We start from the raw sequence: 23,112 nt of genomic DNA on the forward strand, positions 1-23,112 counted from the left end.
AATATGATAAATCCTTAAACGCAATATTATTCCAATAATCCGATTGCGATTTTATTAGAATAACTAAAGTAGGGAAGGTGGTGAGAGCGTTGTTAAAGTCTGAAGGCATTCATCATATTACAGCAATGGTTAATAATGCCCAAAGAACGATTCATTTTTACAATGACATTCTTGGGTTAAGATTGGTGAAAAAGACGATTCATTTTGAACGCCCGGAAGTATATCATCTTTATTTTGGTGATTATAGAGGATTGCCTGGAACGCTTCTGACATTTTTTCCATGGGAAAAGCAATTAAAGGGACGAATCGGCACAGGTCAAGTAGGGGCAACAAGTTATGCCATCCCTGCAAATTCTCTTGATTTTTGGGAGAAGCGCCTTTACCAATCTGGAATTGACTATGAGAGAGGTAGTCGTTTCGGAAATTCGCTTCTGTCATTCACCGATCGAGATGGTTTGCAGCTGGAGTTGGTTGAGCAGCCTGTTGCCTTAAATACGACTGAAATCATTGGACTTGCTGGCGCTACATTGTATTCGGCAAAACCGGATAAAAGCGCGGATATTTTAGAAAATTTGTTTCGTATGAATTGTGCTGGAGATGATGATGGTTATTTGCGATTTAAAGCGGAGGGAGCGGTTGGCAATGTGATTGACATAAAGCTGACCCCATCAGTACGCGGGCTGATGGGCGCTGGGACGCTCCATCATATTGCGTTAAGAGCAAAAGATGAGACGGAGCTATATCAATGGAGAGAATTTCTTCTGGAAAAAGGTTTGAATCCTACCGAGATCCGTGATTGACATTATTTTAAATCGCTTTATTTTCATGATGAAGGGGGAATCCTTTTTGAAATCGCAACGGATTCCCCTGGTTTTACTATTGATGAATCGGTTGAACATCTTGGACAACAGTTAATGTTGCCACCGTGGTTAGAGTCAAAAAGAGCAGAATTAGAAGCTCTATTACCAGACGTGGAAGTTCATATTGTGGAGGGAATAGACTGATGAAGCATATTTTTAACCAAGGCGCAGATCAATCGAGGCCGACTTTGCTCTTACTGCATGGGACAGGCGGGAATGAACTGGATTTGTTACCGCTTGCGGGTAGAATTGATGAGGATGCCTCTGTATTAAGCGTGCGCGGCAACGTTCTTGAGAATGGGATGCCAAGATTTTTTAAACGTTTAGCAGAAGGTGTCTTTGATGAAGAGGATCTCATTTTTCGAACAAATGAACTGAACCAGTTTCTTTATGATGCCGCTAAGGAGTATGGGTTTGACCTTGATAATATTGTTGCGCTTGGCTACTCCAATGGAGCCAATATTGCAGCAAGTCTATTATTTCATCATAAAAATGCATTAAGAGCTGCTATTCTTCACCATCCAATGGTACCAAGAAGAGGCATAGATCTTCCTGATTTAACAGGCAAAGCTGTGTTCATCGCCGCTGGCACGAATGATCCGATTTGTTCTTCAGCAGAATCTGAGGAACTGCAATCCTTATTGGAAGGTGCTAAGGCAAATGTTGAACTTCATTGGGAAAATCATGGCCATCAATTGACGCTTGGGGAAGTAGAGGCAGCAGCACAATGGTATCGAAATTTATCTTTATAGTTTATGGAAGACGCGTATAGGAATAGAAAAGCAAACAGAAACTAGGTGGTGGTTGTATATGGGCATTTTGTCCAAACTATTTGGAAATTCAACAAAAAAGGAGTCAGAGCCAATGTCAAATGTAAAATTAGCAGTTATTTATTACAGTATGGGTGGTACAAACTATCAATTATCGAAATGGGCTGAGGAAGGTGCGAAAGAGGTCGGTGCTGATGTAAAGGTGTTAAAAGTACCAGAGCTTGCGCCTGAATCTGCAATCGAGGGCAATCCAGCATGGAAGGCTCATGTTGAAGCAACAAAGGACGTCCCTGAGGTCACTTTAGACGATTTGGAATGGGCAGATGCGATTATTTTCAGCATGCCAACACGTTTTGGAAATATGCCGTCACAGATGAAACAATTTTTAGATACAACTGGTGGATTATGGTTCAATGGCAAGCTTGTTAATAAGGTGGTAAGCGCGATGTCATCTGCGCAAAATTCCCATGGTGGTCAAGAAGCAACTATTCTTTCTTTATATACGACGATGTATCATTGGGGCGCGATTGTGGCAACTCCAGGCTATAGCGATCCAGTTATTTTTGCTTCAGGAGGCAACCCATATGGAACAAGCGTGACTGTAGATCAAGATGGCAACATGGTTGAGGATGTACAGGCTGCCGTAAAACATCAAGCAAAACGCACGGTACAGGTTGCCGAATGGGTTAAAAAGGGTAACCAATAAGGTAAAGAGCTCATTTTCGAGGCGGCACAAAGCTGGCGTTTCCCTCGAGTACTTCTAGATAAGACGCTTCAAACCGCCAAATAAAGGTGGAATGATGCGTCTTTTCTGTTTTAAATTTTCTTTCATAAAGTGGAATAGCTAAAAGAGCCCCTCGTGTCCGCAAGGAGGGCCCATGAGGACAAAGCTCGTCCAAAAAGAGCATCCCGTGTCCGCAAGAAGGGCTCATGAGGAGAACTGCGAGCCTGATCTAGATAGAAGTTGTTCGCATAAACGACACAAGAGGACATACATGAGCATGGGAAAAGTAAAAAAGTATCCTCAAAGAAGGACTCATGAGGACAAACTCAGATTAGACTCAAGCGCAATCTGTCCTCACGTATCGTAGATATTTTTAGACAAACGTAGAAAAGCAAGTGAATGTGTGAACTGCCCCGTAAATGTTAGACACAATCTGACGTTTATGGGGCAGTTCAATGTGCTTCACCTGCTTTTTTTGGGGATTCTTCTGACAGCCCTTGTTATGGCTGTGGGGCTTTTTTATCACGGATTTTGACAAAGTAAAGTGCTGATATCCATGCTGTAATGGGAATGATTAATGTAACTCCAGTGCTAGCGCAAAAAATGGTAATCATTTCAGCACTGAAAATTTTTGAATTAACGATTTCTCCGATTGAATAGGAGAGATCCTTAAACCAAATGAGCAAGGCTAAATAGCTGCCAAAGAAAGCAAAGAAAAGTGTATTAGCGCTAGTTCCTAAAATATCCCGGCCAATACTCATGCCAAATTTAAATAAATCCTTGCGGCTAATATGGGGATGATGGTAAAACGCCTCATACATTGGAGAAGAAATCGCAATCGCTGCATCTGTAATAGCGCCAATTGTACTCATAATAATGACGGCAGTAGCCAGCTTAACAAAATCAATTCCAATGTAGAGTGAAAAGATGCCAAGCTCCTCTATTTCCTCTTCGCCAAACCCTTGAATCATCGCTTGTTCAGTGATGACGACTATAAAAACAAGCAAAATCACAATCGTAATGAGTGTAGAAACAAAGGCAGTTTTTGTTTTGATGTTGATCTCGTTTATATAGAATAAATTAATACAACTGATGATTGTACAGGCAATGACCGTTATAACGATTGGATTTAGACTTGGGTCATTCATAAATAAAACGGCTAGAAGAACGACGACAAAGTTGAGAAATAGGGCGAAAAAGGAACGCGCTCCCTTTTTACCGCCTATGACAGTCATCAATAAAAACAATATGATTCCAAGTAAAACTAATACATTCATTGTCTTGCCCTCTTTCGATTAACAAACAGAAGCGTAATATAGAGCCCAATTGGGATTGTGATGACAATACCTATCCCACCAGCTAGTGCACGAGCCAATTCTAATGATAGATTCATTGAAAGGGTAAAACCTAAAGGAGACGCATTTTTAAAATAAAGGATAAGCATCGGAATTGAACCGCTGATATAGGCAAAGAACAAAATATTAGTCATGGTTCCCATAATATCTTTCCCGATTTCCATCCCGGACTTTTTCAGAGCCTTATTTGAGATATTTGTATCTTTTTCATACAATCCAAAGATTGATGAAGACATTGTGATAGCAACATCCATGACAGCCCCTAAGGAACCGATAAATAAGCCTGCTAAAAAGACGAGCTTATAGGGTCTAGTAATAAATTGGATTTCCTCATAGCGCAGTCCTTGCTCGGACGTAATCCACATGACAGCATAGGTAATCAGCAATGACAGAAAGGTCCCTAGAAGCGTTGCAATGATGGCCGCATATGTCTTTTCATTGAAACCATTCACGAGCAATAATGAAATGGCGGTGAATAAAATGATGCTGATACTACAGATCACTAGCAAATGGATACCAGATGTCTGGAGATAAAAATCTAGTGCATAGGAAAGCAATACAGCGTTTACGACTAAACTAATGATGGCAAAGAAGCCTTGTTTTTTTCCAACAAGCAAAAGGGTAAAAATAAATGCCCAAGCAACAATGAGCAAGTATTTATCTCTCTTTACATCTTGGATTGTTCCTGTTAATTCGGATTGACCCTCAGCAGGTTGCTCAATCATGACAAACAATTCATTGCCGACTTTATATTCGTGATCGTAAGCACCTGATAAGGAAAACTCATTCACGAGATGAATTTCCTCATTTTTATGTTCACCATTCATTAATTTTGCGACCAACTTTTGTGTTGTCAGAAGATCTTTATTATCATACATATCTACATTCTCAATAGAATCTTGTATCCTTACATCGATTACTTTAGCAATGGGACGCTCATAAAAACCATAATTGAAACGGACAAAAAGAAAAGAAGAAATAAAAAGGATTGCTAAAAGGATATATGAAAGAATGTTTCGGTTTTTTTGGGTCATTTTAGTTGTTAATAGTTGCAAGAGAGGAACCTCCCATTGGACTTCATGAATGGTCTAAGAATATCAAGAATGCTTAAAGAGCGTCAAGAAATTACGGAAAATAGTTGTAATTTACAAATTATTAATTATAATAGAATCAAGAGGTGGAGAGAATGGAAAATTTGCGTGAAATATTTCAAATAATGGCAAGACGTTTTGGATTTTTAAATAAAAATTGCTGTAGTGTAGGCGGCAGTGAGATTTCACTTACTCAAAGCCATATTTTGTATGAGATTGATCGTCAGCACCAGCCGTCCATGCAGCAGATTGCTGAAACGTTAGGAATTGATATTACTACCTTTAGCCGTCAGGTTCAGTCATTGATAAAGATGAATTTAGTTCAGAAAACACCGGCTCCGGAAGATAAAAGAGTTCAGATCCTCTCATTAACAATCGAAGGGAAATACGTTGCGAAGACGATTGATGAACAAATGAATTTATTTTTGAACGAAGTGTTCTCCCATATGAATGATTTTGAGAAAGAAACGGTGATTCGCTCCATAAAATTGTTAAATGATGCTATGTCTAAATCCAGTATGTGCTGTGGCAATATGCAGGGCTAACATCCCTGATTAATAATACTTGCATATTACAAATATTTAACCGATTTACTTGCACTTTGCAAATAAAAAGGAGGGGGTAAGATGCTAGGACAAATGTTGAGGGATTTTCTTTCTATTGCACTTGAGCTCACGGTTCTGTTTATCGGGGTATCATTTCTTGTAAGCATACTTCAAGGGTTGATTCCATATGAAAAATTAAATCGTTATTTATCTGGGAAAAACACGTATACCGGTGTGAGCGCAGCGATTATTTTTGCCTTTATCACCCCGTTTTGTTCATGCTCTACGATTCCCATCGTCGTTAATCTTCTTCATAAGCAGGTTCGCTTTGGGATTGTGATGATTTTTTTATTCGCATCTCCTGTATTAGACCCGATTATTCTTTCGTTAATGGCCGCTCTTCTTGGCTGGAAAGTGGCTGTTGTATACACGCTCGTTACAAGCGTTTTATCCATCATCATCGGTTTATCGCTAGAGAGGCTCGGTTTTGAAAAGGCAGTAAAAAGAGTGAGGATGACTGGATATCAAGAGCCAAAATCGAGATTTAGCTTGAGTTATGCAGCGAGGGAGACGTTGAATCTGATGAAAACGGTCTATCCTTTTCTTTTAATTGGTGCTGGAATTGGAGCAGTTATTCATGGGGCTGTACCAACCGAATGGATGACGACACACCTTGGTGGAGACAAATGGTGGTTGGTTCCAATCGCTGCAATCATTGGAATTCCCCTTTATATTCGTCTGTCAACGATGATTCCTTTGTCACAAATTCTCATTGCAAAAGGGATGGCCTTTCCACCCGTCATGGCGCTAATGATTGCTTCGACAGGCGCTAGTTTGCCAGAGGTGGCACTATTGAATTCGATATTTCAGAAAAGGTTAGTATCTGCGTTTGTAGTAGCGGTGGTGTTCATGGCTTCTGTTTCAGGATTTCTATTTTATTTAATTTAAATTTTTGTCGCTCAAACGGTTTTGGCTCATTTTAAATGAAATCTTGATTTCACAAGTCTTTTGTGAAAAAGCTCGTTTGATTTCATAAAGCGATATGAAAAATTAAGCCCAAATCATTGCTGACATATACCAAAGCCACATTTAAAGGAGGTGAGAAAAATGGCATGGTTCAAGCTTAAAGCAGATAATGCTTGTTGTGATGTGAAAATTGAAGAAGTAGATAGCTCATGTTGTGAAAATAAAGAAGAAACAAACGGTTGCTGTGATGAAGAAGGAAGAGCGTAAATAAGTCTAAGGATAGCTATGAGCTGTTGGAACCATTTTCAATTTGGAGGATGGTTCCTTTTTGTGAATACTCGTTTTATGATAAAAAGAAAAAGTGAGCATGGGGAGTGTGTGAGGCGTGAAAATTAGAGATGCAAATTTTGAAGATATTGAGTCAATTCGAAAGATTTATAACGAAGGCATCCAAGATCGAATTGCGACGCTTTAAACTGATGAAAAGGATGTAATCTACATGGAGCAATGGTTTAAGCAGCATGTGGAACGTTATTCAATTGTTGTGGCTGAAAATGAAGGAAGCATCGTCGGGTGGGCATCTCTCAATCCTTACAATAATCGTTGTGCCTACGCTGGGGTAGGAGATTTATCCGTGTACATTGCCCGCGAATATAGGGGAAGAGGAATTGGGAGTCTGCTGTTAAAAGCGATTGAAGAAGCAGCAAGAAAGAATGGTTTTCACAAAATTATATTGTATACTTTCCCGTTTAACGAAATGGGACAGAAGCTTTATGCCAAAAATGGCTTTCGTGAAGTAGGAACATTTCAAAAACACGGCATACTTGACGGGAATTCGTCGATGTCATGGCAATGGAAAAACAGCTGTTCTAATAATGATTGAAATGCTTCTGTGGAAGCTAATGTTAATAAGCAGAACCGCAAGACCTTCAGGATCGGGCTATTTAATGAAGCTACCGTTATCAAACCCATTTACCCTCAGCATTTTTTCTGCGAAGCACAAAAAAACTTGTTGTGAAATGAAGACATCTTTTAGTGGTAAGGAAAGTGGACTGCATTTGGTGATACATGCTTATAACCGATCGGTTTCTCTTGAAATTCCCTCTCCTTAGACTGAAAGAGCCGTTTGTTTGCCTATGTACGATTCTGTAGAACTAAATTTATTTTTCCATAATAGTTGACTAAATGTTAATTATACTTTACATTTTGTATATAAAAGTTAACAGTGGTTTTGGGGAGAGATGTTATAAATGCTTCGAAATCGTATAAAGGAATTACGAGCAAGACACGGTTTCTCACAAACTGAGTTGGCAAATCGTGTTGGGGTAACTAGACAAACGATTGGGTTTATAGAAAAAGGGGAATTTTCTCCATCGATAGCATTATCGTTACGATTAGCTAAACAGTTACAAGTAAAAGTGGACGATTTATTTTGGCTTGAAGGGGAGGATTCAGTTGACTAAAAATGATTTTCGCGTTCAGTTTCCGTTATGGAACATTGCATTATGGATGATATTAATGTTCTGGAGTTTTGGGATCGTGTACGCAGTTGATATTCTCGCTGAGGGAGTTGACAGTATTTATGCGATCGTTGATGGCGAGTTAACGATTAAATGGCATTATCCAGCACTTTTCTCGATGATCGTTGGTCTTCTGTTATTAATTGCTTTTTTTATAGCCTATTTTCGAAGGCTAAACAAGCATAATCGGGAAAATCCCGCATTAAAGATATCTGCATTTAGTTTTTTTAAACCAGGGGAGTTTTTGGAGGATGATGAACTGCTGTCTCAAGTGACAGAAAATGCGGCCAAAAAGGTGTATGTTTTGTATTCACAAGCGTTGCCACTCATCATTTTCTTTATCATGATATTTCCGTTTAATCGCTATGCTTATATTGTTATAATGCTACTTATGTTGATTGTGCATAATGCATTGTACTATCGAGAATTTCGTCTTTTCTTTTCTGACGATTATCAACTCGAGTCTGCTGGCAATATGAGAAGCAATTGGTTACGGATGATATTTCCGGTTATTTTAACAGTGATTATTCTTATTTCTATCGCTATACCTAGTTATCAAATTGTTCAAGGAGGAAAGGATCAGCAAGAAAAATTGCAACAGTTTGAGAGCTGTTTAGATACTGGAAAATCAGCAACGATGGAGATCGCACAAAATGGGAAAACGATTGTAACTTGCCAATAGCGAACTTCAGTTTCAAAAAAATTATTTGTGAAGAATGGACAATATGATGCCCCAAATGTTGAATTTAGGGCATCACACGTGTTTGGCTAAATTTATTTTTTAGCTAAAACGATTACCGCCGCTCTGATTTTGTGCGGATTGCTGATTTTGTTGTCTAACTTCTTCAGCATCTGTTCCAGAAAACTCCGAGCTTAAGATCGATTGATTTCCACTTAATTGCCCACTTGCATTTCCGGTTGCTGATTGAAAGCTTTGTTGCGTTTGGTTTTGTTGTTGGTATTGCTGGATCAACTGTTGAATTTGTTCTAATTGTTGAGCCGCATTTTGTTCTAAATCACTCATTTGTTGTTGCTGCTGCGTTCCCAGATCTTGATTTTGCAGGACCTGAGCATTTTGCGCTTCTTGTTGTTCTAATTGTTTTGCAATTGTTGCGATTTGAGCCAAAATAGTGTTTTGAGGCATATAAGAACCCCCTCCTTTCATTGAGCTAACTTTAATTTGTCAATAAAATACCTATATTATGCTCATTATTTTTTTTGAGACTTGGTAGTTAAAAAAAATTAGAGTTAGATCGGTAGATCAAGTAAAAGATGTTAGATAGCCATTTTCTTTCAGACTGAAAGAAAACGTTAGTCTTTCAAGGAGCGGAGTTACCCTAATAGGTAATGAGGATTGGACAAGGCGAAGCAACAAAGAAAGCGAGCGTTTGTGGCCAGTCTGAGAAGCTGGGAACATAACTAGCTTTAAATCATGAGAAAGGTGAATTTGAGTACGCTCAAATTCACCTTTCTCTATTTTTATGTAACAAATTCTTCTATTCCCTAGTTGTTGGCCGTGAATTTTCTTAAATTCATGGCCATTAAAGCAAAACCCGTTTCGTTCTCAACCTTTGATTTTCCACGAACAGAAAATCGAGTGAAACGAACTAGAGTATGAAAATACTCTAGGTTTTCGTTAGTCTCCCACACTCTCTTTTTTCATTTTTTCCCGTTTGTGAATGATATGATTGGTTCCCCATTCATGCATTGCGTTTAAGATCGGCTCTAAACTTCTCCCATATTCCGTGATGGAGTATTCAACCTTTGGAGGCACCTGAGGATATACTTTTCGTGCAATAATATCTTCTTCTTCTAAGTCCCGCAATTGGTTTGTCAGCATTTTTTGTGTGATTCCCGGAACACTTCTTTTTAACTCACTGAATCTTTGAGTACCATTCTTTAATAAGTGCAATAATATGAGGGGCTTCCATTTTCCAACTAAGATCCCTAGTGCATCATCGACACGGCAAGATTCAGGTTCAATCTTCATCTACAACCCTCCTGTAGTATCCTTTTGTATACTATACCACTAAAAAGTACGTACTTCATTAATAGAGTATTATGAGTGATAATAGCATTGGATAGAGCAAAAATGAGTAGAAAGGTTTGATGACATGGAAAAATATCGGATTGATCAAAGTAAAGGCTTAGAGTTTGGGATTTATACGTTAGCGGACCATCTCACCAATCCGCATACAGGGAAAAGAATATCAGCTCAACAAAGGGTTCAAGAAATTATCTCGTTAGCCAAATTGGCAGATGAAGCAGGCATTGACTTTTTTAGTGTGGGAGAAAGTCATCAAGAATATTTTGTGGCACAAGGCCATTCGGTTATATTATCAGCCATCGCCCAAGCGACAAAAAATATTAAAATCGGAAGCTCTTCTACGATTATAAGTACATCTGATCCAGTTAGAGTATACGAAGATTTTGCGACGATTGATTTAATCTCTGACGGACGTGCAGAAATAATAGCAGGACGAGCATCACGTATTGGCCTATATGAATTACTGGGGTATGATGTTCGTGATTATGAGGAGCTTTTTGAAGAAAAATTTGATTTATTATTAAAAATAAATGAAGAAGAGGTTGTGAACTGGAGTGGGCAATTTCGAGCTTCATTGAGAAAAGCGAAAGTACTGCCACGCCCGAAAAATGGTTCTTTACCAATCTGGAGAGCAGTTGGAGGAACACCGGCAAGTGCAATGAAAGCGGGTTATGCAGGAGTGCCTATGGCCTTAGCTGCATTGGGTGGTCCTGCTAGTATTTTTAAACGTACCATTAATGCATATCGAGAGGTAGCAGAAAATAATGGATTTGATCCAGCGACATTGCCAGTTGCAACAACGGGATTTTTCTTTGCAGCTGAGACGACTCAGGAAGCAATGAGGGAAATGTATCCATATATTAATGAAGGAATGAAATTAACAAACGGAAATGGCTTTCCAAAGCAAGCCTTCGCTCAAGCTCCTGATAAGCGCAATGTCATTAATGTAGGGAGTCCACAGGAAATTATTGAAAAAATTCTATATCAGCATGAGCTTTTTGGCCACCAACGTTATATGGCTCAAATGGACTTCGGTGGAGTTCCGTTTGATAAATTGGCAAAAAATATTGAGATTATTGCTACAGATATTTTACCAGCGATCCGTAAATACACAGCGAAAAAGTAGGAGGGAGAATTTATGAAAATAGTAGGCATTTCTGGTTCTATTGTTGGATCGAAAACGAGAACGGCAATGAACTACGTTTCTGAAGAAGTTTCTGCAAAATATCCAGAGGTTGAATTTTCAATTATCGATTTAGCGGAGTATAATTTGCAATTTAGTGACGGTCGAAATTATTTGGAGTATGATGGTGACACAGGGTTTGTCACGAAGGAATTAATGGAAGCAGATGCGATTGTGATTGGAACACCAGTTTTCCAAGCCTCGATTCCAGGTACGCTAAAGAATGTATTCGACTTATTACCAGTGCAAGCGTTTCGTGATAAAGTTGTTGGAATGATTGTCACGGCAGGCTCAGCAAAGCATTATTTAGTAGCCGAGCAGCAGTTGAAGCCAATCTTGTCCTATATGAAGGCTCAAATTGTTCAAACGTACGTATTTATTGAGGAAAAGGATTATCATCGTAAGGAAATTGTCAATGATGATGTCATTTTCCGCCTAGAACGATTACTTGAAGATATAGTTGTGTTAACGGAAACATATCAAAGTATTCGTCAAGAAAAAGAGGATGAATACGATTTTTAAAAAAGGTGTCAGCAAATTGGTTGAATGATTTCGTTATTCATGATTTAATTTTTTATAAGCTCTTTTTATACTTTTAGGTTTAAAAATATTTTGAACATGCTAGTGATGTACAAAGGAGAAGAAGATGACAGCTGTGGAAGGAATTCTTAGCATCAGGAGAATTAAAGGCTCAGATATCATGCTTTTAAATGACACTCCTCTTGTTAAATCACTATCCCACTTCAATGATAAAGAGATTACTGTAACAATTAAGTGTGAAAATGACAGAGCTCAAATATTCTCTGGTGTAGCGGAAATATTTTATTTTGAAGGGCAACAGCAATATCATAGAGGAATAAAATACGTTAGCGATTTTTTTATCGACGATGTGGATATAATGGAATGGTTGGAAAGACTAGAAGGTAAATATATTAAGTTGATTGTAAAATGAGGAGGTGGAGCAGCTATGGGCATTGTAGTAGTAGAGATATGTGACGGTAGCCTTATTAATGTGTTGCCAATTGAAGAGATTTTGGAAGAAGAATATCCTGAAGTGGCAGTGCTCGAAAGTAGCTGCTTATCCTTCTGCGGGATGTGTGCGAAAAGACCGTATGCCATCGTTAATGGCAAACGCATCTTTGCAAAAACAGCAGAGGAATGCTTAGAACTAATAAAAAAGCAAATTGAAATCGAGTTAGCTATTTTTGCATAAAAGAGCTGTCTAGTGGGAAATCAAAAGCTTCTTCAACAAACCTGAAATTAAAGGATTAACTATTTTCGAGTTATGCCGCCTTCAATAAAGAGTTTTTCAAATGCTCTGTTCGGTCGGATAGAGGAAGTTTTGTGGTTTGAGTTAAGTGCGTGGAATCCGTCTGAAAGGACTGGAAGGATTGTATGATAGCCGATTGGAGGAGCTATTGGACGCGAAAGAACTGGATTGGCCGATTAGCCCCAATTGAGGTACTAATGGTCGTGTAAGAGAGAGCCTCGTTGTCGAAAAATCCGAATCGAGGGTTCTATTGAACGTGAAAGAGCGTGCCTCGTTGTCGTAAAGTCCGAATTGAAGTTCTAATGGACGCGAAAGGCCAGACCTTGTTATCGATCGATCTGAATCGACGAGCTAATTAATTTTAAAGACCAGAGAGCATTGCTGAGAAGTCCGAATCGCACGCCTATTCTGATTTTAAAGTGCTAATCCAAGGCTCGCCGGAAAAAGTCGGAATAGTTCGCCTAAAAGTTCAGTTTTCTTCTAGCGCAGGTATGGGCGGCAATAAAATGCTTTTGACCCTGAATTAGCCTACTTTCCAGTAAAGGAAAGGGCAGGAATAATACATTTTTTCGAAAGAGATAGACCAACGACATAGAAGCACAAAAGGAGGAAAGAAAATGAAAGAGGATCAGAAAGTATATGATGTGACGATCATTGGTGGCGGTCCAGTAGGAATGTTCACTGCATTTTATGGAGGGATGAGACAGCTTTCAGTTAAGGTTATTGAAAGTCTACCCCAGTTGGGTGGGCAACTAGCGGCACTTTATCCTGAAAAGTTTATTTATGATGTGGCAGGCTTTCCAAAGGTGCGCGCACAAGAGCTGGTCGATCGACTTAAAGAGCAAATGTCAGTTTTTTCACAGACGATTGTTTTAGGACAAACTGTTGAAAAAGTGGAAAAAAAAGAGGGTGGTACGTTCACGTTAACAACGAATGAGGAGATCCATTACTCAAAAACAGTCATAATTACTGCTGGTGTAGGTGCCTTTCAGCCTCGTCGTATTGAATTAGAAAATGGTTTTCATTATGAAGGGAAAAATCTACATTATTTTATCGATGATTTAAACAAGTTTGCTAATCAAAAAGTGATTGTATTTGGTGGCGGAGATTCTGCGGTCGATTGGTCGCTAATGCTTGAGCCGATTGCTGAGAAGGTTTCCATTGTTCATCGCCGTGATAAGTTCCGCGCTCATGAGCATAGCGTTGAAAATCTCCAAAATTCAAAAGTAGATGTAAAAACTCCGTATGTCCCAGCTGCATTGATAGGTGATGAAAAGAAAATTTATCAGGTAGTATTAGAGAATGTCACGACAAAAGAAAGTGAAACATTAGATGTAGATGCGGTTATTGTCAATTATGGTTTCGTCTCTGCGCTAGGCCCCATAAAAGAGTGGGGATTAAACATTGAGAGAAACTCTATCGTCGTCAATTCTAAAATGGAGACGAATATTGCGGGGATTTATGCAGTAGGCGATATATGTACGTATGACGGAAAGGTGAAATTGATTGCGAGTGGGTTTGGAGAAGCTCCAGTAGCAATAAATGCAGCCAAACACTTTGTGGATCCAACTGCAAAAAAGCATGTCCCGCATAGTTCAGATATGTTCAAGTAAATTTCACGTCATATAATTGAAAGAAAAATTTAGCTCACTTCATATTTTTAATTTTTTATACTTTTTAGTTGAAAAAGTTTAAAAAAGAAAATACAATAAAAGAGTAAATCGGTTTCATGAAATTACATATTGGGAGGAATTACTAATGGCAAAGTACGAATTACCAGCATTACCTTATGCAAACAATGCACTTGAACCACATATTGACGAACAAACAATGATGATTCACCATGATCGTCATCATGCAACATATGTCAATAACTTAAATGCAGCACTTGAAGGTCATGATGATCTAGCAAGTAAGACAGTTGAACAGCTCATTGCAAACCTTGATGCAGTTCCTGAAAATATCCGTACAGCGGTGAGAAATAACGGCGGCGGACATGCAAATCATAGCCTTTTCTGGACAATTCTTTCTCCAAATGGTGGTGGAAATCCGACTGGTGAAGTGGCAGAGGCAATTAACAGTGCTTTCGGAAGCTTTGACGCATTTAAAGCTGAATTTGCTAAGGCAGCAACTACTCGTTTCGGTTCTGGTTGGGCATGGCTGATTGTCGATAATGGTCAACTTGCTATCACAAGCACAGCAAATCAAGATAGCCCATTAATGGAAGGTAAAACTCCAATTCTTGGTCTTGATGTTTGGGAGCATGCTTACTACTTAAATTATCAAAACAAACGTCCTGATTACATCGCAGCATTTTTTAATGTTATCAATTGGGATGAGGTAAACAAGTTATTTGCAGCTGCAAAATAAAAATTAAAAAGGCATAACTGTCATCAATTTAGAAGGCAGCGGCATAAGCGGCTTTAGCTCAATATTTTTTAGGGCTAAAGCCGCTTTTTTATCGTCAAGTTCATCGTATGTCTCATAACGTCTCATAACACTATTTCTGTATCCCCTGTTTATGTTATCTCTTCTTAAGTTTGGGTACTTCCACGATTTATTCTATCATATTGCTTGTGCAATCGGTTTGAAAATACATGCCGTTCTGAATTCAGTGGAAGCGATTCTCTATTTCTTCGGAGAGCTATTTCCTACAATTGGAACTCAATATAGATCGTGAAGAACACGGAAAAAAGCTATTTTCTCCTGAGAAATTTGATGCGATGGACTACTTTAAGAGGTCTTAAAAACAAGTCTATGCAGACGATGCTTACTTTTGCTGCCATGAACTTAAAAAAGATGGCGATTTGGACTTGGCAAACTGCTTGAGTCGAGCCAAACTAGTTGATTGGAGTGGAGGGTGCTTGACTCCTGGGGGATTTGCAGGACAGGTGAGATCCCGCAGGAGCGACAGCTCTGAGGAAGCTCACCGCCTGCCCCCGGAAAGCAAGTGCCCGGAGCGGAAATCAACGGATTTTTACAGACAACTATCCAAAAATGACAAAAGCCATCGAGAGGTTGCCTCTCGATGGCTTTTGTCGACACTCTGAAATGCTCCCATTAAAGTAAGGGGAGCATTTCAATTTTCTCTATTCGAAAATGTAACAGGTGCTAAGTTAATGGTGCAGTTACTGCTTTCAGGATAATGAGCTAATTAATGATTAGGTATCAATATTTAAGGTCTGATTGATTTTTCACCTATGATTGTAAGGTGATTAAAAATCTACAGTGATCATTGCCATCCGTTTTACAGCTTGCTCTGCGAACATCATCTGCGTCAAGAACAGTTTTTAGTATGTTTGTTTCGCATTGACAAGCGGTTTTGTATTGATTGGCAACTGCGATGATCGGGCAATTATATTCAACGAGTTCAAATGTATTGTCGTTAATTTGTGAGACATCGGCCATGTATCCTTTTTCATTCTGGATCGCAACGATTTCTGTCATTTTTTCAAGAGCATTTTTTTTCGCTAATCGCTGTGTATACTCAGCGGTTAAACGTTCTTCCCTTTTATGGAATAAATCAGCAATTGATTCTTGCCCATACATTTCTTCTATATCTTGTAAAAATTCAAGCGTAATCCCCTCATAATTTTTTGGAAAAAGTGTTTCTCCTTTTTCTGTCAAAAAATAGATTTGCAGAGGTCGGCCAATGGGCTGTTTCACTTCTCTTGATGAAACGAGCTTCTCTTTTTGAAGGCTATCAAGATGTTTTCTGACGGCCATATGAGAGATATTTAATTCTTCGGTCAAATCATTGACCGTTAAAGAAACCTTCTTCTTTAGCAGTTGAAGAAGTCGTTCCTTTGTTGAAATTTTGGTCGTCAAGTTAAAACACCTCAATTCTTTTCAGCGTCTAATTACGACTAATTATACTAGAAAGTATAAAAAATGAAAAGAAACTGATTGCCGGGCAAATTTATTTTATCGGTCTGCTAGTCAATAGTTAAGATCTAAAAACCATCTCTCAAATGAAGGATGGTTCAAGGCTTATTTATTTTTGAAATAATTGATAAAAGCCTGAGAAATTTCAATCCCTTGATAGACAAATAATGTCAGGGACGTAAAAGACATAAAGCCAATGATTAAATATCGAATCCACATGGATTTTTCCCCCTTTGTTCATTTTTAGTGAATGAAAGGGGAGTGAACCACATAATTTGATTGAAATTGAATCGGTGTTAATATCGCCATAATTCTTTTAAAGCGAATAAAAAGAAAAAGCAGTGATGTAATTATCAAGATGAATATGACAATAGTAGGTGCAAAAAACGATGTAGCTGGGATGAATTTCAAGCTATCATCAACAGGATGACCCGAATGGGGATCGGAAGATTCAAATGTACTACTATCTATGGCAATATTAAATTTGTCATGTGCAAGATGATGTTCGGTGTGACTATAGGAGAAAATGGAGAATAATAAAATAAAAGTAATCATTAAAGATTTTTTCATTCGCTCCATCCTCCTTTTTAATATAGTTTACATCATACACTAGTTAGAAAAATTGTAAAACAAATATCGCTCGCAATATTTGACATTTTTTTGCTGAAAGCTTGATATATGGAATTTTAATTAAATGAGTTCGTTTTATATGCTAAAAAGTTGAAATGCATGGTGATTTAGTTGTCCTTCATTACAGAACTGTGAAAAGAGAAGAGGAGCTATTATGTTGAGCTGGATTCAAGCGTTCAAAGAATTGAGCAGTTTTTAGTCCTTCTTACTCAAGTACAGTAAGAAGGGACATTGATTCCTCCTTTTGGTGCGAAGGGGTAGCAAAGCAATCGGGTTGGAAGATTTTCAAAAACGGTTGACTTATCTGACCTGCAAGATGAGTAATGGGAGGAGGAGATCATAGAAAAGAGCGAAATCGTAAATTAATATGCCGAGCTTTTTCGTGCACAACAAAAATGCTGTGAATCATTTAGAAATCAATCCACTACCTGTCCGTATTTTTGTGGCGGAATGTTCGTGATAGGCGAGTTATGAACAGACTCTTATTTGCTGTTTTCTTGGTGCAATGCAGCGCGGCTATTAGTAGCTATTACCGTTAATGAACTGTCATTGCGTGATTTCGCATGACAGCTTTAGTGAGATATTTCACGGAGTTATATATGAACTGGTAGACGAGTTCGAGCAGCCTTCTATATTTTAGTGCTCTTTGACAATAGTAAGAAAAGCATCAACTACATCTGGATCAAATTGGGTGCCCTTATTTTTGCAGATTTCTTCAAGTGTGTAAGATAAATCTAATTCAGCACGATAGACGCGCGAAGAGGTCATTGCATCAAATGTATCAGCAACAGCGACAATGCGAGCAACCAAAGGGATATTCTCGCCGGACAGTCCTTCTGGATAGCCTTTTCCATCATATCGTTCGTGATGGTACAAGACAATATCTAAAACTCCGTTTTTATGGAAGTTGGAAATATGGCGAATCATATTATAGCCAATATAAGGATGGCGTTGAATAACTTTGTATTCCTCATCTGTTAGCTTTCCATCTTTTGAGAGAATATGCTCAGGAATACCGATTTTTCCGATATCATGTAGCAGTCCACCGATTCGAATAGAATCACGTAATTCTTTCGATAAATTCATCTTTTCAGCAATCTTAACAGCATACTTGGAGACATTCTCGGAATGGTGTAAAGTATTGGCATCCCTAGAATCTAAGGCATTTGCAAGCGCGGTCGTCAACTCTAAAATATCATTGCGAACGGTTTGTGCGTACCGCATCAAATAACGAGAAATAAAAGAAATTAAAAAATAGGTAACTAAATAAGTTAAAAATGTTCCAAAATCTGCAGTTGAATCTAAAATGAGAAAGAACCGACAGATTACTAACAAAGTAGTAACAGTTATAATAAAAAGAGCAGAGCGATTGTAAAATCCGATTCCTAAAAAGATCGAGCTAAGAATATACAAGATGAACATATTGTTTTCGTTCCCGACTTGAATTACATTGAGAATTATTGCAAAGGTGAGAACGATAAAAAAGGTAGCTTAGCCAGCTATTCAAGGTGTTTATCATGGAATGACGCTCCCTATTTCTTCAAAATAAAGCTAATTTATCAGAGTATTAAGAAAAGAGATGATTTTATATACTTATTTTCCCGTAATGAAGAACAGATATGTAAAAAGTTTTTTAGGTGTTGACGTAATTTTGTTTTTTCTTTGACTAATCTGAAGGGAGAAAATATAATGTTTAGTGTATTGCATTAAATTAAGGAGGATTATTAAAAAATGACACACTCAATGAGACTTCGTATTCCCGCTTTGAACAAGTAACTAAATACGTTCAAAGGCTCTGTTTTATGTGAACAGAGCAAGTGGGAGCAGTCTGTCCTTTTTTAATAATCTTCATTAGTTGTAGTCCATTTAATTGACCTTTATTAAGGTACCCTTTTAAACGTGACTCTAATTAAACATGTGATGAAAGAAAGGTGGAGCGTTCTGCCTTTTTTTCTTTTGCTCAAAAATTAATGTGCTATCTACTTATAGGGATAGAGCTTTTTCCACTTGTTCTGAATCACAGGCCGTACGCCTGTGATTTTTGTGTGTTTATGAAAAAAGTGAAAAGAGGTTGAAAGATGGAAAAAGTTTGTCTTGAATTAAAAGATATTGAAATGACCTTCTTAGATAAATTAGTTTTATCCATCCCCCGTTTAGCTGTTTATCAGTTTGATCGGATTGGGATTGTGGGAAAAAATGGTGCAGGTAAAAGCACGCTTTTAAAATTAATGGCTGGGGAAATAAAACCTGAAAAGGGAATCATGAAGAGTTTTGTTGATTTCGCCTATTTTGATCAAGTTTCTACACCTGAAGATGGAGTGGTCGAAGCAGAGCTAATCAGTAAGCTTTCGATTCCAACAACAAAATTGGAGCATTTTAGTGGCGGGGAACAAACAAAGCTGAAGCTGGCGCAGATTTTTTCTTCCTATTATGAAGGAATGCTAATTGATGAACCGACGACCCATTTAGATGAAAGAGGAACTCAGTTTTTCATTGAACAAATGACCTATTATTATGGAGCTCTTGTCCTTGTTAGCCATGACCGTTATGTGCTTGATCAACTCGTGACAAAAATATGGGAAATTGAGAATGGAGAGATTACAGAATATGTGGGGAATTATTCCGAATATATTGCCCAAAAGGAGTTAAAACGAAAACAACAAGAGGAGAATCATGATAGATATATAAAAGAAAAAACGCGTCTTTTAAAAGCTGCGGATGAAAAAATGAAGAAAGCGAAGAAAATTACAGAGGCAAACAGTCGTATATCGAAAAAGGAAACGAGTGCCCTGGCCAATAAGATGTTTATGACGAAATCAAAAGGTACAAGTCAAAAGGCAGTACAACGAGCTGCAAAAGCGATTGAACAACGAGCAGAGCAGTTAGAAGTGGTGGAAGCACCACGGAGTGAAGAAGTTGTTCGATTTCATCAGGCGCCTATTCTAAAGCTCCACAACAAGTTCCCGATTATGGCAGATAGACTAACTTTAAAAGCGGGTAATAAAGTTCTTCTTCAAGAGGCGAGCTTTCAATTTCCTTTGGGGAATATCGTCGCAATTAGAGGAGAGAATGGTTCTGGGAAATCAACATTATTACAGCATATTTATAATCGTGGGAAAGGGCTAGCTGTTTCACCAAAAGCCGCCTTTGGTTTTTATAAACAAATGAGTTATCAATTTGAAAGAGATGAAGAGGTGTTTGCCTATTTGCAGGCGAGAAGTAATTACGATGCTCGGAAGATTCGTTCCGTACTCCATTCTATGAATTTCAATGGAAATGACTTGAACAAAAATGTTCACAATTTAAGTGGTGGAGAAGCGGTTAGATTAGTATTATGCGAGCTTTTCTTAGGGAAATATAACATATTGCTTCTAGATGAGCCTACCAACTTTTTAGATGTATTTTGCATTGAGGCATTAGAAAAATTTATGAACGGATACGAAGGAACGATTTTGCTTGTATCTCATGACCGATTTTTTGTGGAACGTGTTGCCGATCTTGAATACAGTATGGTCGATAAGAAGTTGAAATTGATAAAATAATATAGAGGGATGCAGAGAATAATTCTCTGCTCCATTTTTATTGTCTAGCAAATTAAACAATGTGTATAACTTTTTGGGTTTGCTTAGATCCGGCGCTTCGGCCCTACCAAATTTCCCATCCGTCCGTACAACAAGTCAACATCAGCTTCTTATTAATCGCTATGTGTCTATCTCTTACCTAATTACGGGTCCGAGCAAAGCGCCTGCGCTGTTGATCTAGCTAGAGTAATTTTAGGTTTTAATTTATGCCTAGCCCTGAGATAGCGAAAGAACCGCTCCTTTAACAATGAATACGAAAAGAATAATCTAGTTTCGTTCTTTTAAAGGTGATTTATGCATGCTCGCTTCCTAAGAGCTAAGCGTAGATAAAAGAGGAATTCGGGCATAGTTCAACTCTGTCGAGAAATACTAAATAGCGAATGTTGTTGGCGATTAGTACAAGGAGTGGAATTTATGGAATTCGATCTTCAAGAGCTTATATTTAGTTTTGTTGGTGGACTAGGAATCTTTATGTTCGGAATCAAATATATGGGGGATGGTCTTCAGGCAGCGGCGGGGGATCGCTTACGAAGTATTCTTGATCGCTTTACGACCAATCCCTTTATGGGTGTGCTAGCTGGAGTTTTCATTACTGTACTTATTCAATCAAGCTCAGGTACAACGGCGTTAACAGTAGCATTAGTAAGCGCCGGCTTTATGAAGCTTAGACAAGCAATTGGTGTCATTATGGGCGCAAATATTGGCACGACGGTAACAGCTTTTATTATCGGGATCAAAATTGGTGAATATGCACTTCCAATTTTAGCGGTAGGAGCTATTTTTTTATTCTTTTTTAAAAGCAAAAATCTCAATGCTCTTGGGCAAATCTTTTTTGGTTTCGGTGCGCTTTTTTTTGGGCTAGAGTTGATGAGTGATGGCTTAAAGCCGCTTCGAACATTAGAATCATTTCAAAATCTTACCGTCAGCATGAGTGACAATCCCATTTTAGGCGTTGTGATAGGAACTGTTTTTACCATAATTGTACAAAGCTCAAGTGCCACGATCGGAATTTTACAGGAGTTATTTTCACAAGGGGCTATTAATTTAAGGGCTGCTTTGCCTGTATTATTTGGTGATAATATTGGCACGACCATCACCGCTATCCTTGCTTCGATCGGAACTTCAGTCTCAGCAAAAAGGGCTGCCGCCGTTCACGTAATGTTTAACGTTATTGGCTCATTTCTATTTTTGCTAATTCTTGGATTGTATACTGCCATAATCGAATGGCTGCAGATGCAGCTGAACTTGAATCCTGAAATGACTATTGCGTTTGCCCATGGAATCTTCAATGTAGCGAATACGATAATTCAATTTCCATTCATTGGCGCATTGGCATGGATTGTCACAAAAATCATTCCAGGGGAAGATGTTGATATTGACGCAACGGCAAAGCACCTTAATCCTGCGATTATCGAACAATCAGCTTCCGTGGCGATCGGACAAGCTAAAGATGAAGTCAAAAGAATGGGGGAATACGCACAAAATTTCGTTTCAGAGGCGCTGCATTTTTTAAATACGAGTGATAGAAGTCATGCTAAACGTGCCTTTCAATATGAAGAGGCAATTAATAATCTCGATCGGGCGATTACTGACTATTTAGTTGAAATTTCAAGGAACTCCTTATCCACTGCAGATTCAGAAGAACATAATTCGTTAATAAGTACGATAAGGGATATTGAAAGAGTCGGTGATCATACGGAAAATATTGTGGAGCTGCTTGAGCATCGACTTGAAAAAAAGATTTCTCTCTCAGCAGATGCAGTAAGTGAATTAAATGAGATGTTCCTATTGACGCTAGAGACCTTGAAAAACGCTCTTGAAGCTCTTTTTACTAATGACCCAAAATTAGCAAACGATGTTCTAATAAAGGAAAAAAGGATTGACGAAATGGAAAGAACTTTACGGAAAACCCATATTGGAAGAATGAACGAACGTGTCTGCACAGGAGATGCAGGTGTAATCTTTGTTGATATTGCCAGCAATTTGGAGCGCATTGGTGATCACGCTGTTAATATCGCCGAAGTAGTGTTGGAAAATCATTAACAACTGAGCATGGGCTTCCGAAAGCCTATGTTTTTTTGGGGGGGAGAAAGATGAGAAAAGTAAAGCCCCAGAAACGAATCGATGGGAAGAACAGTATTTAAAAAATCAGTCTTTGCGATTTGCTGTTTATAAATTATCCTTCTGTTAGTGCATATTTCTTTTCTATTCTTTATTTTCGATAATTAATAGATCTTTTCTATCATTGCTTGAAAAAATTTTCCTACCTATAGGAAGTTTTGACGCCATTTTATTTTTAAACGAATAAAGTATAATTGCTTTCATCTTCCCCGAGTTCCTTATTTTTCGTTAAACTTCATTCATTTACCCATTCAATATTTGTTTGGTAAACCATATTCTTTAACAAGAAAATATCAGTGTCTTTATTCTCTATCAAAAGTTTCTTTGCTGATGGTGATTTCTTTATATTTACAGTTGCCTGATTATCAAACCCGCATCCTGTGAAAAAAAGATATACTAGACAGAAAAACAACGAGCAACTTGTATTTCATTTTCATCCTCCCTCTATAAATATTGATATATCAACGGTTTGAACCGCTGTTGGAGTGCCAAAAAAATATTTTTCGACACGATTCCTAATAAAATTTACCTAATATGTTAAACTATTCCAATACATAGATACGC

The 23,112-nt window shown here is 38.2% G+C and carries 23 protein-coding genes and 2 pseudogenes; 18 read left to right on the forward strand and 7 right to left on the reverse strand.

From position 1 onward, the window contains the following. Positions 1 to 89: 89 nt before the first annotated feature. The 3 genes and pseudogenes from PZE06_RS18555 to wrbA all read left to right on the forward strand — a co-directional run bounded on the left by PZE06_RS18555 (position 90) and on the right by wrbA (position 2,336). Positions 90 to 1,004: pseudogene (locus PZE06_RS18555) on the forward strand (ring-cleaving dioxygenase). Continuing rightward, complete coding sequence (locus tag PZE06_RS18560; RefSeq protein ID WP_275791816.1) at positions 1,004 to 1,612, forward strand: alpha/beta hydrolase; 609 nt, start codon at positions 1,004 to 1,006, stop codon at positions 1,610 to 1,612. Before PZE06_RS18555 ends, PZE06_RS18560 begins: the two are co-directional and overlap by 1 nt. A 58-nt stretch (positions 1,613 to 1,670) precedes the next feature. Continuing rightward, positions 1,671 to 2,336 (forward strand): NAD(P)H:quinone oxidoreductase, encoded by a 666-nt coding sequence (gene wrbA, locus PZE06_RS18565; RefSeq protein WP_275791817.1) that lies wholly within the window; start codon positions 1,671 to 1,673, stop codon positions 2,334 to 2,336. Between the two features lie 518 nt (positions 2,337 to 2,854). On the opposite strand, the gene PZE06_RS18570 is transcribed toward wrbA, so the two are convergent. Together PZE06_RS18570 and PZE06_RS18575 are read right to left on the reverse strand one after the other, a co-directional pair. Next, positions 2,855 to 3,631 (reverse strand): YibE/F family protein, encoded by a 777-nt coding sequence (locus PZE06_RS18570; protein WP_275791818.1) that lies wholly within the window; start codon positions 3,629 to 3,631, stop codon positions 2,855 to 2,857. Beyond that, entirely contained in the window at positions 3,628 to 4,743 is a 1,116-nt protein-coding gene (locus tag PZE06_RS18575; RefSeq protein ID WP_275791836.1) for a YibE/F family protein, read from the reverse strand. The genes PZE06_RS18570 and PZE06_RS18575 overlap by 4 nt, the downstream gene beginning before the upstream one ends. A gap of 152 nt (positions 4,744 to 4,895) precedes the next feature. Between PZE06_RS18575 and PZE06_RS18580 the strand changes: the two genes are divergently transcribed. The 6 genes and pseudogenes from PZE06_RS18580 to PZE06_RS18605 all read left to right on the forward strand — a co-directional run bounded on the left by PZE06_RS18580 (position 4,896) and on the right by PZE06_RS18605 (position 8,513). Further along, the gene (locus tag PZE06_RS18580) at positions 4,896 to 5,345 is read left to right on the forward strand and encodes a MarR family winged helix-turn-helix transcriptional regulator (protein WP_275791819.1); all 450 of its coding nucleotides are present in this window, start codon (positions 4,896 to 4,898) and stop codon (positions 5,343 to 5,345) included. 81 nt (positions 5,346 to 5,426) lie between these two features. Further along, on the forward strand, positions 5,427 to 6,293 hold the full coding sequence (locus tag PZE06_RS18585; RefSeq protein WP_275791820.1) for a permease: 867 nt from the start codon (positions 5,427 to 5,429) through the stop codon (positions 6,291 to 6,293). Between the two features lie 159 nt (positions 6,294 to 6,452). After that, on the forward strand, positions 6,453 to 6,578 hold the full coding sequence (locus PZE06_RS18590) for a hypothetical protein (protein WP_275791821.1): 126 nt from the start codon (positions 6,453 to 6,455) through the stop codon (positions 6,576 to 6,578). Between the two features lie 118 nt (positions 6,579 to 6,696). Then, positions 6,697 to 7,184, forward strand: a pseudogene (locus PZE06_RS18595) (arsinothricin resistance N-acetyltransferase ArsN1 family A). Positions 7,185 to 7,561: 377 nt separating this feature from the next. Continuing rightward, a complete protein-coding gene (locus PZE06_RS18600; protein ID WP_275791822.1) occupies positions 7,562 to 7,774 on the forward strand; it encodes a helix-turn-helix transcriptional regulator in 213 nt (70 codons plus the stop codon). Further along, a complete protein-coding gene (locus PZE06_RS18605) occupies positions 7,767 to 8,513 on the forward strand; it encodes a hypothetical protein (protein ID WP_275791823.1) in 747 nt (248 codons plus the stop codon). The genes PZE06_RS18600 and PZE06_RS18605 overlap by 8 nt, the downstream gene beginning before the upstream one ends. Before the next feature lie 99 nt (positions 8,514 to 8,612). Here the strand turns inward: PZE06_RS18605 and PZE06_RS18610 are convergent, their stop codons facing one another. Continuing rightward, positions 8,613 to 8,975, reverse strand: coding sequence for a hypothetical protein (locus PZE06_RS18610; protein ID WP_275791824.1), 363 nt, complete (start codon positions 8,973 to 8,975; stop codon positions 8,613 to 8,615). A 492-nt stretch (positions 8,976 to 9,467) separates the two neighbouring features. Continuing rightward, a complete protein-coding gene (locus PZE06_RS18615) occupies positions 9,468 to 9,821 on the reverse strand; it encodes a winged helix-turn-helix transcriptional regulator (RefSeq protein WP_275791825.1) in 354 nt (117 codons plus the stop codon). A 124-nt stretch (positions 9,822 to 9,945) separates the two neighbouring features. Between PZE06_RS18615 and PZE06_RS18620 the strand changes: the two genes are divergently transcribed. From PZE06_RS18620 to PZE06_RS18645, 6 genes are all read left to right on the forward strand, one after another. Beyond that, positions 9,946 to 11,004 carry an LLM class flavin-dependent oxidoreductase gene (locus PZE06_RS18620; protein WP_275791826.1) on the forward strand — a complete coding sequence of 353 codons (1,059 nt, stop codon included), beginning with the start codon at positions 9,946 to 9,948 and terminating at the stop codon, positions 11,002 to 11,004. Between the two features lie 12 nt (positions 11,005 to 11,016). Continuing rightward, positions 11,017 to 11,583: an NADPH-dependent FMN reductase gene (locus PZE06_RS18625; protein ID WP_275791827.1), complete on the forward strand. Its 567-nt coding sequence runs from the start codon at positions 11,017 to 11,019 to the stop codon at positions 11,581 to 11,583. A gap of 124 nt (positions 11,584 to 11,707) precedes the next feature. Next, complete coding sequence (locus PZE06_RS18630) at positions 11,708 to 12,013, forward strand: hypothetical protein (RefSeq protein WP_275791828.1); 306 nt, start codon at positions 11,708 to 11,710, stop codon at positions 12,011 to 12,013. A 15-nt stretch (positions 12,014 to 12,028) separates the two neighbouring features. Then, positions 12,029 to 12,274: a YuzB family protein gene (locus tag PZE06_RS18635; protein WP_095310595.1), complete on the forward strand. Its 246-nt coding sequence runs from the start codon at positions 12,029 to 12,031 to the stop codon at positions 12,272 to 12,274. Positions 12,275 to 12,948: 674 nt separating this feature from the next. After that, positions 12,949 to 13,944, forward strand: a complete 996-nt coding sequence (locus tag PZE06_RS18640; protein ID WP_275791829.1) for an NAD(P)/FAD-dependent oxidoreductase — start codon at positions 12,949 to 12,951, stop codon at positions 13,942 to 13,944. A gap of 145 nt (positions 13,945 to 14,089) precedes the next feature. Then, entirely contained in the window at positions 14,090 to 14,701 is a 612-nt protein-coding gene (locus tag PZE06_RS18645; protein ID WP_275791830.1) for a superoxide dismutase, read from the forward strand. Positions 14,702 to 15,529: 828 nt separating this feature from the next. Here PZE06_RS18645 and PZE06_RS18650 read toward each other — a convergent pair. The 3 genes from PZE06_RS18650 to PZE06_RS18660 form a co-directional block, all read right to left on the reverse strand. Then, entirely contained in the window at positions 15,530 to 16,159 is a 630-nt protein-coding gene (locus tag PZE06_RS18650) for a helix-turn-helix transcriptional regulator (protein WP_275791831.1), read from the reverse strand. A 300-nt stretch (positions 16,160 to 16,459) separates the two neighbouring features. Beyond that, entirely contained in the window at positions 16,460 to 16,786 is a 327-nt protein-coding gene (locus PZE06_RS18655) for a hypothetical protein (RefSeq protein ID WP_275791832.1), read from the reverse strand. A 696-nt stretch (positions 16,787 to 17,482) separates the two neighbouring features. Further along, positions 17,483 to 18,268 (reverse strand): HD-GYP domain-containing protein, encoded by a 786-nt coding sequence (locus tag PZE06_RS18660; RefSeq protein ID WP_275791833.1) that lies wholly within the window; start codon positions 18,266 to 18,268, stop codon positions 17,483 to 17,485. Positions 18,269 to 18,577: 309 nt separating this feature from the next. Here PZE06_RS18660 and PZE06_RS30135 point away from each other — a divergent pair, with 309 nt between their 5' ends. The 3 genes from PZE06_RS30135 (at position 18,578) to PZE06_RS18670 (ending at position 22,470) form a co-directional block, all read left to right on the forward strand. Next, positions 18,578 to 18,622: an erythromycin resistance leader peptide gene (locus PZE06_RS30135; RefSeq protein WP_369011855.1), complete on the forward strand. Its 45-nt coding sequence runs from the start codon at positions 18,578 to 18,580 to the stop codon at positions 18,620 to 18,622. 302 nt (positions 18,623 to 18,924) lie between these two features. Next, positions 18,925 to 20,388: an Msr family ABC-F type ribosomal protection protein gene (locus PZE06_RS18665; RefSeq protein ID WP_275791834.1), complete on the forward strand. Its 1,464-nt coding sequence runs from the start codon at positions 18,925 to 18,927 to the stop codon at positions 20,386 to 20,388. A 453-nt stretch (positions 20,389 to 20,841) separates the two neighbouring features. Next, positions 20,842 to 22,470, forward strand: a complete 1,629-nt coding sequence (locus tag PZE06_RS18670; protein WP_275791835.1) for a Na/Pi cotransporter family protein — start codon at positions 20,842 to 20,844, stop codon at positions 22,468 to 22,470. Positions 22,471 to 23,112: the final 642 nt, after the last annotated feature.

Source organism: Robertmurraya sp. DFI.2.37 (assembly GCF_029211245.1).
GTDB classification, from domain to species: Bacteria; Bacillota; Bacilli; order Bacillales; family Cytobacillaceae; genus Robertmurraya; species Robertmurraya methanolica_A.

Bases quoted from the DNA above. Each gene is read 5' to 3' on its own strand.
- PZE06_RS18600 (WP_275791822.1), top strand. From the start codon at position 7,562: ATGCTTCGAAATCGTATAAAGGAATTACGAGCAAGACACGGTTTCTCA.
- PZE06_RS18580 (WP_275791819.1), top strand. From the start codon at position 4,896: ATGGAAAATTTGCGTGAAATATTTCAAATAATGGCAAGACGTTTTGGA.
- PZE06_RS18670 (WP_275791835.1), top strand. From the start codon at position 20,842: ATGGAATTCGATCTTCAAGAGCTTATATTTAGTTTTGTTGGTGGACTA.
- wrbA (WP_275791817.1), top strand. From the start codon at position 1,671: ATGGGCATTTTGTCCAAACTATTTGGAAATTCAACAAAAAAGGAGTCA.
- PZE06_RS18620 (WP_275791826.1), top strand. From the start codon at position 9,946: ATGGAAAAATATCGGATTGATCAAAGTAAAGGCTTAGAGTTTGGGATT.
- PZE06_RS18570 (WP_275791818.1), bottom strand. From the start codon at position 3,631: ATGAATGTATTAGTTTTACTTGGAATCATATTGTTTTTATTGATGACT.
- PZE06_RS18660 (WP_275791833.1), bottom strand. From the start codon at position 18,268: ATGTTCATCTTGTATATTCTTAGCTCGATCTTTTTAGGAATCGGATTT.
- PZE06_RS18635 (WP_095310595.1), top strand. From the start codon at position 12,029: ATGGGCATTGTAGTAGTAGAGATATGTGACGGTAGCCTTATTAATGTG.
- PZE06_RS18610 (WP_275791824.1), bottom strand. From the start codon at position 8,975: ATGCCTCAAAACACTATTTTGGCTCAAATCGCAACAATTGCAAAACAA.
- PZE06_RS18585 (WP_275791820.1), top strand. From the start codon at position 5,427: ATGCTAGGACAAATGTTGAGGGATTTTCTTTCTATTGCACTTGAGCTC.
- PZE06_RS18640 (WP_275791829.1), top strand. From the start codon at position 12,949: ATGAAAGAGGATCAGAAAGTATATGATGTGACGATCATTGGTGGCGGT.
- PZE06_RS18630 (WP_275791828.1), top strand. From the start codon at position 11,708: ATGACAGCTGTGGAAGGAATTCTTAGCATCAGGAGAATTAAAGGCTCA.
- PZE06_RS18665 (WP_275791834.1), top strand. From the start codon at position 18,925: ATGGAAAAAGTTTGTCTTGAATTAAAAGATATTGAAATGACCTTCTTA.
- PZE06_RS18560 (WP_275791816.1), top strand. From the start codon at position 1,004: ATGAAGCATATTTTTAACCAAGGCGCAGATCAATCGAGGCCGACTTTG.
- PZE06_RS18625 (WP_275791827.1), top strand. From the start codon at position 11,017: ATGAAAATAGTAGGCATTTCTGGTTCTATTGTTGGATCGAAAACGAGA.
- PZE06_RS18645 (WP_275791830.1), top strand. From the start codon at position 14,090: ATGGCAAAGTACGAATTACCAGCATTACCTTATGCAAACAATGCACTT.
- PZE06_RS18575 (WP_275791836.1), bottom strand. From the start codon at position 4,743: ATGACCCAAAAAAACCGAAACATTCTTTCATATATCCTTTTAGCAATC.
- PZE06_RS18655 (WP_275791832.1), bottom strand. From the start codon at position 16,786: ATGAAAAAATCTTTAATGATTACTTTTATTTTATTATTCTCCATTTTC.
- PZE06_RS18615 (WP_275791825.1), bottom strand. From the start codon at position 9,821: ATGAAGATTGAACCTGAATCTTGCCGTGTCGATGATGCACTAGGGATC.
- PZE06_RS18590 (WP_275791821.1), top strand. From the start codon at position 6,453: ATGGCATGGTTCAAGCTTAAAGCAGATAATGCTTGTTGTGATGTGAAA.